13 protein-coding genes and 1 other annotated feature are annotated in these 16,557 nt (G+C 37.3%); of the genes, 4 read left to right on the top strand and 9 right to left on the bottom strand.

What is annotated here, in order from left to right; all coding sequences use genetic code 11:
• Positions 1-39 precede the first annotated feature (39 nt).
• From thrC to CLO1100_RS05940, 6 genes are all read right to left on the bottom strand, one after another.
• Entirely contained in the window at positions 40-1,563 is a 1,524-nt protein-coding gene (thrC, locus tag CLO1100_RS05965) for a threonine synthase (RefSeq protein WP_014312854.1), read from the bottom strand.
• A gap of 163 nt (positions 1,564-1,726) precedes the next feature.
• On the bottom strand, positions 1,727-2,812 hold the full coding sequence (locus tag CLO1100_RS05960; RefSeq protein ID WP_014312853.1) for a patatin-like phospholipase family protein: 1,086 nt from the start codon (positions 2,810-2,812) through the stop codon (positions 1,727-1,729).
• Positions 2,813-2,969: 157 nt separating this feature from the next.
• Positions 2,970-4,097, bottom strand: coding sequence for a tetratricopeptide repeat protein (locus CLO1100_RS05955; protein ID WP_014312852.1), 1,128 nt, complete (start codon positions 4,095-4,097; stop codon positions 2,970-2,972).
• 34 nt (positions 4,098-4,131) lie between these two features.
• Entirely contained in the window at positions 4,132-5,406 is a 1,275-nt protein-coding gene (locus CLO1100_RS05950) for a folylpolyglutamate synthase/dihydrofolate synthase family protein (RefSeq protein ID WP_014312851.1), read from the bottom strand.
• Between the two features lie 103 nt (positions 5,407-5,509).
• A complete protein-coding gene (locus CLO1100_RS05945) occupies positions 5,510-6,094 on the bottom strand; it encodes a hypothetical protein (RefSeq protein WP_014312850.1) in 585 nt (194 codons plus the stop codon).
• Between the two features lie 149 nt (positions 6,095-6,243).
• Positions 6,244-7,596 carry a glucose-6-phosphate isomerase gene (locus CLO1100_RS05940; protein WP_014312849.1) on the bottom strand — a complete coding sequence of 451 codons (1,353 nt, stop codon included), beginning with the start codon at positions 7,594-7,596 and terminating at the stop codon, positions 6,244-6,246.
• 221 nt (positions 7,597-7,817) lie between these two features.
• On the opposite strand from CLO1100_RS05940, the gene CLO1100_RS05935 reads away from it, so the two are divergent.
• On the top strand, positions 7,818-8,048 hold the full coding sequence (locus CLO1100_RS05935; protein WP_014312848.1) for an alpha/beta-type small acid-soluble spore protein: 231 nt from the start codon (positions 7,818-7,820) through the stop codon (positions 8,046-8,048).
• Positions 8,049-8,147: 99 nt separating this feature from the next.
• On the opposite strand, the gene pheT is transcribed toward CLO1100_RS05935, so the two are convergent.
• Positions 8,148-10,529: a phenylalanine--tRNA ligase subunit beta gene (gene pheT / locus CLO1100_RS05930; RefSeq protein WP_014312847.1), complete on the bottom strand. Its 2,382-nt coding sequence runs from the start codon at positions 10,527-10,529 to the stop codon at positions 8,148-8,150.
• Between the two features lie 12 nt (positions 10,530-10,541).
• On the bottom strand, positions 10,542-11,573 hold the full coding sequence (gene pheS, locus CLO1100_RS05925; RefSeq protein WP_014312846.1) for a phenylalanine--tRNA ligase subunit alpha: 1,032 nt from the start codon (positions 11,571-11,573) through the stop codon (positions 10,542-10,544).
• A 55-nt stretch (positions 11,574-11,628) separates the two neighbouring features.
• Positions 11,629-11,871, bottom strand: a binding site (T-box leader).
• Between the two features lie 146 nt (positions 11,872-12,017).
• On the opposite strand from pheS, the gene CLO1100_RS05920 reads away from it, so the two are divergent.
• Genes CLO1100_RS05920 through CLO1100_RS05910 form a run of 3 tightly spaced genes read left to right on the top strand, consistent with a single transcriptional unit; the run spans position 12,018 to position 14,102 of the window.
• Entirely contained in the window at positions 12,018-12,731 is a 714-nt protein-coding gene (locus tag CLO1100_RS05920; protein ID WP_014312845.1) for a hypothetical protein, read from the top strand.
• A gap of 57 nt (positions 12,732-12,788) precedes the next feature.
• The gene (locus tag CLO1100_RS05915) at positions 12,789-13,733 is read left to right on the top strand and encodes a hypothetical protein (RefSeq protein WP_014312844.1); all 945 of its coding nucleotides are present in this window, start codon (positions 12,789-12,791) and stop codon (positions 13,731-13,733) included.
• 21 nt (positions 13,734-13,754) lie between these two features.
• On the top strand, positions 13,755-14,102 hold the full coding sequence (locus CLO1100_RS05910) for a hypothetical protein (protein WP_014312843.1): 348 nt from the start codon (positions 13,755-13,757) through the stop codon (positions 14,100-14,102).
• A 38-nt stretch (positions 14,103-14,140) separates the two neighbouring features.
• On the opposite strand, the gene CLO1100_RS05905 is transcribed toward CLO1100_RS05910, so the two are convergent.
• A complete protein-coding gene (locus tag CLO1100_RS05905; protein WP_014312842.1) occupies positions 14,141-16,495 on the bottom strand; it encodes a glycosyl transferase in 2,355 nt (784 codons plus the stop codon).
• Positions 16,496-16,557 lie beyond the last annotated feature (62 nt).

Raw genomic sequence — 16,557 nt, 5'->3', positions numbered from 1 at the left:
CTAATCATACAAGATCAGTGCCTTTTTTTATATTTATATTTATTTTTCTGTTTTGATATTTTCTTGAATATTTAATGCATCCTTAACCTTATCAATCATGTTTATAGGTTCGCAAAAACCTTTGTGAAGAACAGGCTTTTTATCCAATTCCTTTAATGGAGCAGGAATTCTAAGGCCTGACTTTTCAGACAGTACAGACAGCAACTCGAACTCAGTCTTTCCTTTAATCGTCTCTTCTCCTGCAATTGCTTTTACAACACTCTCATTGAACTTGAACGGGCTGGCTGTAGAAACAATAACCGCTTTTGTAACATCGCTTGTGGAGATAACATATTTGTCATATACATCCACTGCAACCGCAGTATGTGTGTCAACTACGTATCCTGTCTCCTGATAAACACTTTCAATCGTTTTTAAAGTATCACTGTCATTTGAATAACCTGCCCAGAATATATTCTGGATTTTCTTTTTGGTATCCTGATCTACAGTATATGAACCTTCATTTTTAAGCTTGTTCATCCATTCGCAAACCTTTTCGGCATTATCACCGGTTATCAGGTACAAAAGGCGTTCCAAATTGCTTGATATGAGAATATCCATTGATGGAGACAAAGTCTTTTTGAAATCTCTGTTTTTATTGTATTCGCCTGTATTAATAAAATCTGTCAGCACATTATTGTCATTTGAAGCACAAATTAGCTTGTTAACAGGTAAGCCCATCTGCATTGCATAATATGCGGCCAGAATATTACCGAAATTACCTGTAGGAACAACAAAATTAATCTTTTCCCCTGCTTTAATTTCACCTTTCTTTATCATATCAGCATATGCTGAAAAATAATAAACGATTTGTGGTGCGAGTCTGCCCCAGTTTATAGAATTTGCTGATGAAAACTTGTATCCGTTTTCTTCCATTAATACCGATACATCCTCATCACCGAATATTCTTTTAACACCATTCTGAGCATCATCAAAATTGCCGTTTACAGCTATAGCGTGTACATTGCCACCCTCCTGGGTAACCATTTGCATTTTCTGTACCTGGCTGACGCCTTCGCTTGGGAAAAATACTATAATCTTTGTCCCTTTTACATCCTTGAATCCTTCAAGAGCAGCTTTTCCTGTATCTCCTGAAGTTGCGACCAGAATAACTATCTCTTCTTTTTCCCCAGTTTTCTTAAGTGCTTTAACAAGAAAATGTGGAAGTATTTGCAGAGCCATATCTTTGAATGCACTTGTAGGCCCATGCCACAGTTCCAGTATATTTACCGAATCATAAAGCTTATGCAAAGGAGCAATATCATTACTTTCAAATTTCTCTGCGGTATAAGCCTTGTTTACACACTCTGAAAGTTCCTCGAAAGTATAGTCATCCAAATAACCTTCCAGTATCTTAACGGCTCTTTCCTGATAACTCATTTCACTCATAAGAGCTATTTGTTCAAGATTAAACTGAACTGTCTTTTCAGGTACAAACAGACCTCCGTCTGCTGCAATACCTCTCTTTATAGCTTCAGCTGCACTCACACTTCTGCAACTTCCTCTTGTGCTTCGATATAACATTTTTACCTCCTGCCAAATACCCAACCATATATTATTTATGAGATATATTCTTTATTCTTTAGCGCCTTAGCTTTCTTATTCTCATTAAACTTAATAATATAATAAAAATCGAAAAAAAGCAACGAAGCAGTTAACATTAATATAACAATTAAAACTATTTACCCTAAATTCTCCATCCTCTGGTTTTCTTCTGCATACTGACAAAAAGCTTCTGAACAGCCAGTTTGCCTTGATTATAGAGATAAAGGGATTCTTCGTCAGTTATATCAAAATCAAGAAAGGAGATATCCCCGGTATTTATATGAGCAATATTATCTATGTTGTAGGAGTTCTTTGGAACCCCTGTGTCATGGGAAGAGTGCAGTAATTTTTTTAGTATATGTTCTGCAGAACTAAGGCCTTTTGGCTCCTTGCCTTCCAGTTTAAGTCCTATAACTACATTGTTTTCAGTGCTGTCAATGAGCCAAACCGGAAAGTTATCAAGAACACCTCCATCTATTATGTAGTGAGTTTTAGGCTTGTTTCCGGCATCTTTGTAGTCGATTGTAACCGGGTCGAAAACAAAAGGAACACATGTGCTCATCCTTACTGCTTTTGCAACCTCCAGTTGGTCAGGGTCAATATTATATAATGCCATGTCATCGGGAAGAACAATTACTTTACCGGTATTGGCATCAACCGCAGTCATTCTTACCTTGTAACCCCTGGGATTAACCTTATCTGCTATTCCTCCCCGGAAATCACTGAAGGTACGTATTCCCTTGTTGGCAAGGAGCTGAGCAACCCAACTTTCCAATAGCTCACCATTCAAAAATGCATTCTTTTTACTGAATGCAATCAGATTTACAAGAAAGTTTCCTCTGGAACCAACAAAGTCTTCCTTGGATTTTCTGACAAGATTTAGTTCTGTGTAATCTTGACGGTGAAGCAATGTTTCCAGATCACTTTCATTAAGAACCTTTTTTTCCTGCTCTATACTTCTCATGCTGTTAGCAATAGAGATATCCATTGGTATCTCCCCCATGTCTGATAATGAACTAAAATCAAACTCTTTCATAATCCTGCCTAAGTCTCTTGAAGTATATCCCGCTCCGATAAGGGCCCCCACCAGTGCACCTGCTGAAACACCTGCAACATTGCCTGTTCTTTTATATTTTTTTTCAATTTCCTCATATGCTCCGGCAAAGGCTATGCCTTTTATTCCGCCTCCGCTGAGTACAATATTTACTGTTCGGCTTCTTTTATTCATATACATATACCTCGATAAAAAACTATCTAAAGTATATATATTATGGCGGGAAGTTAATTAGTATATTGTACATCCCCTCACTACATGTACAAATTGCAGTTGCAAAAAAAGCACTTTTACACGTGGTGGTGTAAAGTGCCTTTTATATACGTACATGTTATTGTAATGACTCCAGCCTGCTTCTGGCATATTTCACATATGATGAATCAGGGTAGTCTTTAATAAGCTTTTTATATGTTTCTGCTCCCTTTTGAGGCTCATTGTTTGCCACATAACTTTTACCTAGTACGTAGAGGGCCTTGTCTCCAAAAGACCATTTTGCTCCATAGGTAAACACCTTTTCAAGCTTTTGAATTGCTTCTTTATATTTCTTTTTATTAAAAAGGCCGGTTCCCTCTACAGTTAATTGGTTTGCTGCGTTTTTCAGTACATTAGCTTTGATGGAATCATATTTCTTTTTACTATCTGCGGACAAGTCCTTTGCCGGTATTGCTAAAAGCTTATCTGCAGCTTCAATATATTTGTATTGTCCATATAATCCTGATACTTGGGATAACTGTGAAGACAGCTGTATTTGCTTTAATTTTAAATTGGCTGCATCCAAATCTTTCTTGAGTTTTTCATTTTGAGACACTACCATGTCGTATTTCTCATTTAGCTCTGTATTTACAGTTGTATCAGGCCCACTTTCATTTCTGCTGGTATTTTTATAATTTGACATAAAAACAGCTATTGCAGCTATAAGACATATAACGCTTAAAATGTTTATGGTTACGGCAACAGAAGGTTTCTTTAAATGTGAACCTAAATTTTTGATTAATACATATTCTGCTTGTACTTCTTCGTTAGAAGGCTTTTTTGGTTTTGCAGATCTGTTTTTTTGAACAGGCTTCTGTGGATTTACTTCGGTCTTTACTGTTTTGATATTGCCACTGCCCTTTCCGGAAGTACTTCCTCTGCCTATATAATTTAAATATTCTGTTGCTTTAACTGAATTGCCCTCTGCATCTGCGACTCTGCCAAAAAGTTCTTGTGCCTTATCTATCTGATTTGTATACGCATAACATAATCCAAGCAAATTAACTGCATCATAAAAATCCGGATTAACTGAAATGACCTTCTTCAGCTCAATCATAGCTATATCTTCGCTGCCGGTACGCAGATTTTCTATGGCTTTATTGTACCCTTTTACAGAGTCTATTACCTTTTCGGACACGTTCTTTTCCTGGGATAGTTTTTCTATGTCGATAGGAGTAAAACTTCTGATTTCCTGTTTCAAATCCATAACAAAAGCTCCCTTCAAAGTGGTTTAAATTTTTCTATTTATAATGTCCTCTTATTTCTCCAATCATATAAAGTGAACCAAAAGCGCAGATAACGCTTTCTTTATCCGCAAGGCCAACTGCAATCTGTAATCCATTATCGATACTCATTCCATTTATTATGCGACGAGAGTATACCTTTAAAATTTCGGCCAGTTCGGCGGATGGAACAGCTCTCTCATTATTGGGAGTGACGGTAATAATAGTATCTGCTTTAGTGCTCAACATATCCATTATTCCTTTAAAATCCTTATCACGTAAAAATCCTACTATAAAAATCTTTTTCTTTTGCAGAAAATACTTGTCCATTGCGGAATTCAGAGCCTGACCACCCTCCAGGTTATGTGCGCCGTCTATCATAACTAAAGGGTTTTCGTTAATAATTTCCAACCTACCGGGCCATATAGTCTTTTCCAGCCCATCTAATATATTCCTATGTGTAATAGCAAATCCTTTATTACACAAAAGTTCACAGGTATCAATTGCAACTGCGGCATTTCTCATTTGGTGATCGCCCAATAAACCGATTTTTATGTTTTCATAGTCTTTATAATCAAACATCAGCCCTTCTAAACCGAAAGATTTTTCCAATATTGATGAAAAATCTACTTTATGTATTTTTGCGTTTTTCTCTTTAGCAACCCTTTTTATCACTTCTTCAGCTTCTTGCTCCTGAGGATAAAGTACAACCGTTCCATTGTGTTTTATTATACCCGCCTTATGGGATGCAATCTCCCCGAGGGTATCTCCCAATCTATCCGTATGATCCATACTGATTGTGGTAATAACCGATACTTCCGGCAAATCTATTACATTAGTGGAATCTACAATACCCCCAAGGCCTACTTCTAATACTACAAAATCACAGTTTTTTATGTAGAAATATTCCATAGCAGCAGCAGTAATAATTTCAAATTCTGTAGGATGTTCAAATCCACTGCTTACCATTTCTTCTATTTTTCTCTTTATTTGTAAAACCAGTTCAGCCAGTTCATTATTTGATATCTCAGTGTTATCAACTTTAATTCTTTCGGTAAATCTTTGAATATACGGAGATGTGAACATTCCTGTCCTGTATCCCGATTCAACCAGAATGTTGCCGATAAATGCTGTAGTAGAACCCTTGCCATTTGTTCCGGCAATATGGATGAACTTTAGTTTTTTATGGGGATTACCCATTAATTCCAAAAGTTTGGTAATTCTGTCAAGCCCGAATATACTGCCAAACTTCAGGGTACCATGTAAATATTCCAATGCAGCTTCATAATTCATGGTAAACCTCCAAATATTATTACTTATTGTCAAATATATATAATATAAGTAAACAATATCAGTTTTTTTATACACAGTCAATGTGAAACGGTCAGGAGCCTTTTTATAGCATGTTTTTATCCAACATACTTTTTAATTCTTCCAAGCTTTTTGAAGTATTTATTCCCATACTTCCGAGCATTATATGATCAAAAATAACCATACTGCACTTGTTAGTACGTTCTTCTTCATCCTCTCCTGTAAAGGTTTCCAAATCATTAAATCCACCTGAAATATAGTACCTTACTCCGTACTCAGGAATCACATCTGTGAATTCTTCATTTCCCCAAATATTATCGTCGGCAAAAACATAGATTTCCAAACCCTCAACTTTTTTACTTTCGATGGGAACTGATAAGAATGAACGTTTTTTGTCGTAATAAACCTTATTTATTATATAGTTCAGGCTCATTCTCTCTAAAGCAGCTGTCAGGCGTCCGAGTAAGTAGTTCTTTTTATCCTCATCCAAAGTCATCAGTGAACTGTCTATTTCAATAATTATATTTTCATTGCCTTTAAGTGCTGATATTATTTTATTACTGGCACTTTTATTATTCGGATTTTTGGAGGAGTACGATATTGTAAAATCTGATATTGCACCTTTTACTTTTTTATTTTCCGATATTTTTAGCTTGATTGATTTATCCATTGTAATCTCCTTAATGTCCTATTATTGCTTAAATTATATACTTCGCTTTAAACAATGTGAATATACTTGGGATACTTAGCGAAAAAAATAAACATATGACTTTTTACGGTCATATGTTTTTTCTAATTTAGTATTAAAATTTTTATAATTTACTTACCAAGTCTTGCTTCCAGTTCCTTTTTCTGTTCCTCAAATCCCGGTTTACCAAGGAGTGCAAACATATTTTTCTTGTATGCCTCAACACCGGGCTGGTTGAACGGATTAACAGCAAGAAGATAACCGCTTATTCCGCAAGCCTTTTCAAAGAAGTATACAAGGTTTCCGAAGTAATACTCATTAAGTTCGGGAACATTAACGATAAGATTAGGTACTCCGCCATCTGTATGTGCAAGGAGTGTGCCTTCAAAGGCTTTATTGTTAACGAAAGCCATTTCTTTTCCGGCAAGGAAGTTAAGACCGTCGATATTGTCCTTATCTTCCTTTATTGTTATGCTTTTCTTAGCCTTACCAACATTTATAACAGTCTCAAACAGGTTTCTCAAACCATCCTGTACATACTGCCCCATGGAATGAAGGTCAGTTGTAAAATCAACACCTGCAGGAAAAATGCCCTTCTGATCCTTTCCCTCACTTTCTCCGTAAAGCTGCTTCCACCATTCTGTAAAGAAGTGAAGTGATGGCTCATAGTTAACCATAATTTCAATAGTTTTATTCTTGTTATAGAGTGCATTTCTTGCAGCTGCATATCTGTAACAGTCATTGTTTTTGAAATCAAAGTCCTTGTACTGATTGTATGCGTCAAGAGCTCCTTTCATAATCATATCAATGTCTGCACCACAAACAGCAATTGGCAGAAGTCCAACAGCTGTCAGAACTGAAAATCTGCCGCCTACATCATCAGGTATTACAAAGGACTCGTAGCCTTCTTCATCAGCAAGTTTCTTTAAAGCTCCTCTTGCCTTGTCTGTAGTAGCATATATTCTTTTCTGAGCTTCCTGTCTGCCATACTTGTTTTCCATGTATTCCCTAAATATCCTGAAAGCGACTGCAGGTTCAGTAGTTGTACCTGATTTTGATATAACGTTAACTGATACTTCTTTACCTTCTATTAATTCCAATAGGTCAGAAAGATAAGTAGAACTAATGTTGTTTCCTACAAAGTAGATTTCAGGGGTTTTTCTTTTATCCTTTGGAAGCATATTGTAAAAAGAATGTGAAAGCATTTCTATTGCTGCTCTTGCACCAAGATATGAACCTCCGATTCCTATAACTATCAACACATCTGAATCGGATTTGATTTTCTCAGCTGACTTCTTTATACGTGCAAATTCATCTTTATCATAATTTAAAGGTAAATCAACCCATCCTAAAAAATCACTTCCAGGGCCGTTTTTTTCGTGAAGCATTTTGTGTGCTTGTTCTACGTAGCCTTCGAAATAGTTAATCTCGTAATCGCTTACAAAGCCGGAAGCTTTGGAGCTGTCAAATGTTACTCTTTCCATAAGTACCCTCCTAAATTGCTCTTTGCTAAAGAATTTTATCTTTACTAGTATAACATTAGGTACTAGTAAATTAAAGTTATATTTCCTTTTTTTATAATAAAAAGAAATGTTCTCTGAACCAATTCGAGTAATATTTACATGTAACAAAATCGGCAATGTTGATAAAACTACATTTAAACGGAATGTTTCCGTTAATAATATGAACAAAAAGGAGAATTATTATGTCGAGACCTAAAACACCACTTGTGGAAGACAGCAGAGAAGCTCTTACAAGGTTTAAGATGGAGTGTGCTGCTGAAATTGGCAGGACTCAATTTACAAAAGAGAACAACGACCACTACAAGGGAGATTTGACAGCAAAACAGAATGGCTCTGAAGGCGGCCCTATTGGTGGACAGATGGTTAAGAGAATGATTGAAGCTTATGAAAATCAGTTGAAAAATCAAGAATAAATATATAAATAAAAAGCAAGCACATTAGCTGGAAACCAATGTAAATAGGGCTTTTCGCTAATGTGCTTTTATTAATTAATATCAGTAACTACTGCAACATTATCTGAGGGTGTAACCAATTCCCGCCATATAATTCAGCAGACTGTTTGCAAATTCATTTATATCCTCACTGGAAAGGGTTTTTTCAGCTGAACCGATTACAAATCTGAAAGTCATACTCTTCTTTCCTTCCGGTAAGCCTTTTCCATTGTATATTGTAACAAACTCAAAACTGTTTAGTACCTTTGACTTGAAGCCTCTGATATCTTGCATCAGCTTGTCAAATGTTACACTAGTGTCAACCAGGAAGCTGTAGTCAAGAAGAACTTCCGGATATTTGGACGGTTCCTTGTATTTAACCAGTTTTTGTTCAATACTCTGGAGAACATCCCTGTTTATCTCAAAGACTGCAATGTTCAGTTTTTTGCCGATGTTTTTCTTAATCATCGGGTGAACTACCGAAATGTATCCCATCATATTCCCGTTAAAGCTCACATCAACTGATTTCATAGGATGAACCCAGTTATTTCCGCATGTACTTGCTGTAAATTCAAGATCAATATTTTTTACCGTTTTGGCAATAAAGGAGAGCATTCCTTTCAATTCATAGAAAAGCTCGTCTTCACTTTTAATCTTGCTGGCAACCAAAACACATATATTCTTATGCTGTTCACATTTATCCTTTGGGGTTGCAGCTTTGAATACACTTCCGATTTCAAACAATGAAAAATCGTCATACGTCTTTTCATTTTTTTCAGCAAATGAAAGCATCTCGGGAACCATACTGTCCCTCAAAGTATTGGAATCCTGAGCCTGAGGGTTCAGAACCTTTACCTGTGCATTTGTTTCAATACCTGCTCTTGAATTGAAAGTATTGTCATACCATATATAGCTGTTGACCTCGGAAGCACCAAATCTTTCTGAAAGCAGTTCCTTTATTTTGTGGTCAAGAAGTCTTTCTTCATTATATTGCAGCGGTTTCAAGGCAATATCAAGAGTCTGAGGCTGAATGTTATCATAACCGAAAACCCTTGTTATTTCTTCTATTATATCTACCTTCATAGTTATATCCTTTGTTGCTCTGAAGGTAGGAACTTTTATTCTGAAAGTATCTCCGTCCGCATCAACCTTGAATTCCAGAGCCCGGAGTATCTCAACCATTTTTTCGGTAGTCAGGGTGTTTCCGATATACTTGTCGATATACGGTTTGGTTATTTCTATATCAATTGGTTCAAGCTTATTACAATAAACATCTGTTAAAGCTGATGCAAACTGTATATCAGGCTGCATATCACGAAGGAGTTTTACAAACCTTTGTATTGCCTGAACTGTCATATTTGGGTCAAGCATTTTTTCGTACCTTGCACTTGCTTCTGTACGAAGTCCTATTTTGGTTGAGCTTTTTCTGGTTGATGAACCCTCAAAAGTAGCAGATTCCAGCAATATTGAGGTGGTGTCATCCAGTACCTCTGAATTTTCCCCACCCATAATACCTGCTATTGCAACAGGACGCTCCTTTGTACAAATGAGCAGTACATCCTCTGGGAGCTTTCTCTCAATGCCGTCAAGAGTCTTGAACATTGTTGGTTCTTTTGTAGAACGAACAACAATACCGCTTTCCACCTGTCTGCTGTCAAATGCATGCATTGGCTGGCCCATTTCAAGCATAAGGTAGTTGGTTAAATCAACCAATGGAGATATGGATCTCATTCCACAGTAGAAAAGCCTTACCTTCATATTCAACGGAGTTTCCAGTTTCTTTACACCATCTATTTTGAGTCCTGAATACCTGAGGCATTTCTCTGTATCTTCAACACTTATATCCAGTTTTGCCTTTTCCCCGGAACCTTCCAGACTATCAAGGTTCATTGGCTTTAGCTCTCTGCCGTAAATAGCTGCGATTTCTCGGGCAATTCCATAGTGTCCCCAGAGGTCAGGCCTGTTTGTAAGTGACTTGTTGTCTATCTCAATAATTACATCATCAATATCAATTATTGATTTTATATCTGTTCCCGGTGCATAATCGCCGTCCAGTACAAGAAGCCCACTGTGATCATCACTGATTCCCAGCTCTGAAGCAGAACACAGCATACCAAAGCTTTCAACTCCTACAAGTTTTGCCTTTCCTATCTTTGGTATTTTATTTACAGAACCTCCGATTTTTACCAATGGCACCAGAATTCCTTCGGCTACATTAGGAGCTCCGCAAACAATCTGAATTACACCATCTCCGGAATCTACCTGTGTAATTTTCAACTTTTTGGATTCAGGATGGGGAACTACGCTTAAAACCTTAGCCACAACTACGTTTTTTATGTCCTGTCCTACAAACTCCACATCTTCTACTTCAGCTGTGGACATGGTAAACCTATACCATAATTCCTTTATATCAATGCCTTCTAAATCAACATAATCTTTAATCCAGTTTAATGATATTTTCAATCTTTTTCCCTCCTATCTTACCGAAAATTGTTCCATAGCCCTTAAATCGCCTGAATTAAGAACACGGATATCACTTATTCCATATTTCATCATTGCAAGTCTTGTAAGTCCAAGTCCGAATGCAAAACCTGTATATTCCTCAGGGTCTATGCCACCGTAGCGGAGTACATTAGGATGAACCATTCCACAAGGCAGTAATTCTATCCAGCCTGAATGCTTACAAGTAGGACAGCCTTTTCCGCCACAGATCATACAGTTCAAGTCAAGTTCAAAGCCCGGTTCAACGAATGGGAAAAACCCTGGTCTAAGCCTTATTTTAACATCTCTCTGAAACACTTCGGACAAAAGCAACTTCATTACATAAATGAGATTTGCAATTGATACGTTTTTATCAATCATCATTCCTTCCAACTGGAAGAATGTATTTTCATGTGAAGTATCAGTACTTTCATTTCTGAAACATCTTCCCGGAGCAATTACCTTGAGAGGTGCTCCGTACTTCTGCATTGCCCTAACCTGGCATGGAGATGTATGGGTTCTCAGCAAAGAGCCGTTTTCCAACCAGTATGTGTCCTGCATATCTCTTGCGGGATGGTGCTTTGGTATATTTAATGCCTCAAAATTAAAGAATTCTTCCTCTGCCTCAGGACCATCAACTATATTGAAGCCCATTCCCGTAAATATTCTTTCTATTTCCTTTTGTACAATAGTTACAGGGTGCAAAGAGCCGAGCTTGAAGTTAGTACCCGGTAAAGATATATCAAAGTTTGACCCGTTGGATAAAGACTTCTTTACATCATTTACACTAAGCTCCTTGAATTTTCCTTCAATTATCTCAGTTAATTCGTTTTTCAATGCATTTGCTTCCTGCCCAAACTGCTTTCTTTCCTCAATATCCATATTCTTGAGGTCTTTTAGCATTTCAGTCAATTCACCTTTTTTGCCCAGCAGCTTTACTCTGAGTTCTTCTACCTCTGCACTGCTGACAGCTTCCTTGATCCTACCAATGGCAGTATCTCTTAAATTACTGATTTTTTCAATCACTTCTATTATCTCCTTTCATTACTTACTGTCACAAAATAAAAAACCTCCGCCCCAATAAAGGGACGAAGGATATCTTCGCGGTACCACCCGGATTTCCGGATAAACTTACCCGGACTCTTTTTTAAATATAACGGTTTTAACCGGCAGCCTCTACAAATGATAAAAAACATATCACGGTTCAAAGCTGCAGCTTCGGAGGGAACTTGGGCAAGTCGTATAATAAAGGTACTTTCAGCCGGTGATACCTTCTCTCTGAAATACTCGTCTCTCGCTTACTTTTCTCCATCATTGCAATTGAATTATAATTTCAAAACCACATATATAAAGGTATTATAGCAACTTAAACTAAAACAATCAAGGCACAAATTTGCTTGTTTCTATTTGACTACAGCTTTTCCAGATTATATAATGGATGGGAAATATTTTATAATTTATGAGGTTTTCATGGATGCTGCAGAGAAAATTAGCTTTACGTTAAAATGTGTATTTACAGGTGCACCGATTTCTATAATTTTAATTATGCTTTACAATCTTTTTATTTTTATTCAACAAAAAACATTTATGTCAACGGGAGATTTACTGTTTGTTAGTTCAGGATTCCTGAAATGGGTATTTTTCTTATATGGTTTTGCTATATTTTGTATAATTATTTCTCGTGAAGAAGCAGGTTTTTATCCTCCTATACTATACAAAACCATAACAAGACTGGGCATTGAGAAAGTCTTTCTGATTATTTCAGTTATTTTTTTAATACTAGTAATTCAGCTTTTTTCTACATATACAAAAGTAAGTGAGAATGAGATAATCTCGGACGAAGGCTTTTTTAATAAAAGCCGAATATATAGTTGGAAGGATGTAAATAATGCTGAGGTTTACTGTTCATACAATAGAAAATCCATTTCAAAAGTTGACCTTCACTATGTTTTGAAGTTTAAAAACGGCAAGGATATAGATTTACGAAGATCAAAGCAGTTCTGGAGAAATATATTAAAGGTTGACAGTATTCTTATACGAAAAGGCACAATTATTTCAAGAGGACTTATAGATTACGGAACCAGTCTTAGTATCTTGAAGGACAGTGATTATTATGAGAAAAACGAAAGTGTATTGAAAAAAATAATATATGTTGTTGATACACCGCCTATACATATTACCTAAAAATTGAGAATATGGTTCTTTATATTATAATAATTTTAAATAACTGGAGGGATTAAAATGGACAACAAGCAATTGCAGGAAATAAAAGACCGTCTCGAAGTGCTACCTGTACTGGAACATAGAATGGAAAATATTCGTGGAAAAGTATCTGATGCTAAGGCCAATGTGAATACTCTTCTTCATAAATTTGAAGCTGAATCCCTGGATGTGGAAAATATAAAAAAGGATTCCTTAGCAAACTCTCTACGAAAAATTTTAGGAAAATATGAGGGAAAAGTAAATAAAGAAACCCAAGAAATGTTTGCTGCAAAAATGGATTATGACAGGGCTACTGAAAATGTATGTGTATTGTTAAAGCAAGAATCAGAACTAAATGTGAAGCTGTCTGAACTTTACGAATTGAAACGCACAGTAGAGGATGAATTGGCAAAACGTGAGGAATCAATAAAAAACAATATCTCAGCCGAGTCATACAAAACGTACATGGAACTAGGGCAGGAACATAAATTCCTTTCCGGGCAGCTGGTTGAGGCAGAGGAAGCTATTAGAGCCGGTAACAATGTTTTGATTACAGCTAACAATGCCATGGAGCATCTCAATAAGGCAGAAGACCTTGCTACGCTCGATGTATGGCTGGATGGAGGAATTTTAACTCATTCGGCAAAATACAACCATATTGAAGAAGCTCAAAGAAATTTCAATATATTGAACTCTCAAGTTAAGGCTTTCGAGAATGAACTAAAGGATGTGAATCTACAGGCTTCGTACCTTTCTTCCGAAATCGATTCTACTACCAGAGCTGTTGATTTCTGGTTTGATAATATTTTTACAGATTTAAAAGTAAGAGACAGGATACGAAGTGATGCTGAAAGTCTAAGAAATCTTATGGATAAAATAAATAAAACATTAAGAATTCTTGAAACCAACAGAAAGGAACTAAAGAAAAACCTCTCCGATAATGAAAGCAGAAAAGCAGATCTTATCTCGTCGATAGAAATATAAGCTTTATAGGAGGTTGCAATAATGATTTGTCCAAAATGTAAAGTAGAATATGAAAACGGTTATACACAGTGCAGTGACTGTCATATAGACCTTGTGGAACAAGCTGATCTTCCCCAACATGTATATAGAATATCCCAAACCGGATTATCTATGATAAAATTCGGAATTGCTCTGCTGTTTGTATGTATGTTTGAATTAATGACAGTAATAACCTTGAATGATGCATACATAATCCAAAGGACGTACGGCGGAAGCCATGGAGGGATTTTAAGTGATATAAATCCCATCTTAAAGCTCTTGCTTGGGGTTCAATTCATTATTTCATTACTTGTTTTGATTTATGGATTCTGCTCAAAAGAAAGGAATTAGCAAAGGGAGTGCCTCAACGGCACTCCCTTTTAATTATCTTATTTCATTACAACCACTACGTTGTGCTCTGTTCCCGCCTCAAATACAGGAATCTTTTCCCCTTCAACGCCGTCTACAATTATCTTTGCCACCCCTGCACAAACCCTGTTTGGATTTTGTACTTCTATATTATAGGTAGCACCCCTGAATACCCTTGTAGCTTTAAAACCATTCCAGCTTGAAGGAATACACGGATCAACCGTCAGTGAATCATAGTTTGCCCTTATTCCCAGTATGTACTGGCTGGAAGCTACCATATTCCAAGCAGCCGTTCCTGAAAGCCAGGAATTTCTGCCTATTCCGAACTGAGGATGCTCTTTGCCCAAAATATTCTGGCAATAAACGTAAGGCTCGACCTCATAAAGTTCCGCATCATCATTCCTTTTGCCCGGCAAAATCTGATTGTAATACATAAAAGCCTTATCTCCGTGGCCAAGCATTACCTCTGAAATCATTACCCAAGGATTTGTGTGAAGGAAAATCCCCCCATTTTCCTTTGTTCCCGGAGGATATGTCGTTACTCCGCCTTTTGTGGTGTCATGCTCCGTGTAAGCAGGATACATGGTTACAATCCCGTACTTTGAATTTAGATACTTTTCGACGGATTCCATTGACTGCTCTTCTCTTCCGTTTTCCGCTACTTTGCTTAAAACTGCCCATGACTGGGAATTTATAAATATTTTACCGAACTTGTTTTCCTTTGAGCCAAGAGGCTGACTGTTATCATCAAAAGCCCTCTTGTACCATTCTCCATCCCAACAGGTATCGTTTATGGCGTTCTTCATATCCTCATACATGTTGGAATATTTTCCTATCATATCCGTCCTTTTTAAGAATTCCAGTATTTCAATCATTTCTATTAATGCCCTGCAATAAAGCATAGACGTAAATACACTTTCTGCAACACCCTTACCGGTATCAAGGTTAAGTGTGTCATTCCAGTCAGCACGGCCTGCAAGAGCAATATTGTTAGGACCACGGTTATTATTTGTAAATTCCAAGGCCTTATCAAGGTGCTGCATTACCGTCTGGGAGGTAATTTTATCGTTATACGGAACTTCCATGTTAAGAAAATCAAAATCTCCTGTTTCCTTTATATACGCATTTACAGCAAGTATTAGCCACAGATGGTCATCGGAGTACCAGTCAAATTTCTTGACGGGAGCATCCCCCTGTCCGCCTTCCCCTGTAAGCGGAAAGAATAAATGATATGCCCTTCCATCCGTGTACTGACATTTGAGAAGCTTTATAATAAGCTCCTTAGCCTCCCCGGGTATGGTATGCATTACCCCTAGTGTATCCTGGGCACTGTCTCTGATACCCATACCTCTTCCCAGACCCAGTTGATACAGTGAAACAAATCTTGACCAGTTAAAGGTTGTTTTGCACTGATACTGGTTCCATATGTTTACAAATAGGTTCATATCCTCATCAGGTGTTTCAACACTGAGCTTGGATATAAAGTCAACCCATGAACCCTGTAGTCTGCTGAAAGCTGCCTTAGCATTTTCCGGCAACAGGTAATCCTTTATGTCTTTTTTTATTTCTGATTTTTCCTCTGCAAACCCAAGTACAAAAACCAACTCACGCTCTTCATTGGGGCCAAGATCACAATCGATGCAAAAGGCTCCTACTCCGTTTGTCCTGTAAGATACGGAATTACTGCAACCTCCCTGTTCCAAGGCAATAGGATTGCTTTCCGATCTATACTTTCCTATAAAGGTTTCCAGATTGGTATCAAAGCTGTTTACTTTTTCACCTGTTGCAAAAAAAGCAGCATTGTCACTTATGTGGTGCGGATGCCATGTGATAATTCCATCATCGAACCTGCCCTGATTAATCTGTTGAACCCAGTCAACATTTTGTTGATCCATGATTGCATCCCAGAAGCAGAATTCGGAGTATGCGAAAACCTGAAGATTCTGCTTTATACTCCGGGTATTGGATACTTTTACAAACCATAGTTCAAAGTTCTTATCGTCGGGTACAAAATATGTAACCTCTCCTATAACCCCTTTATATTCTCCGGTCAGAACAGTGTAGCCTAGACCGTGACGGCAGCTGTAACCGTCCAGGTTTTTCTGGACAGGCTGGTATCCGGGGTTCCAGTACTCCCCTGTGTCCTTATTTCTTATATAAACGTACCGTCCGGGTCTGTCCATTGGTATATTGTTGTATCTGTATCGTGTTACCCTGCGATTTTGAGGGTCCTTATGGAAACTGTACCCTCCTCCTGTATTGGAAACTATCCCCCCGTAATTTCCGCTGCCTATGTAATTAATCCATGGCGTTGGTGTATCAGGCCTTGTAACAACATACTCTCTGTTCTGTCGATCAAAATATCCGAACCTCATATTTACCTCCTCTGCATACAGTGGGAACGTTCCCATTTTATGCTAAAATATATTATTTTATT

The sequence above is a fragment of the Clostridium sp. BNL1100 genome (assembly GCF_000244875.1).
Taxonomy (GTDB): domain Bacteria; phylum Bacillota; class Clostridia; order Acetivibrionales; family DSM-1351; genus Ruminiclostridium.
The sequence above is the reverse complement of the archived record's forward strand: the minus strand, read 5'-3'. Positions and strand labels throughout refer to the sequence as shown.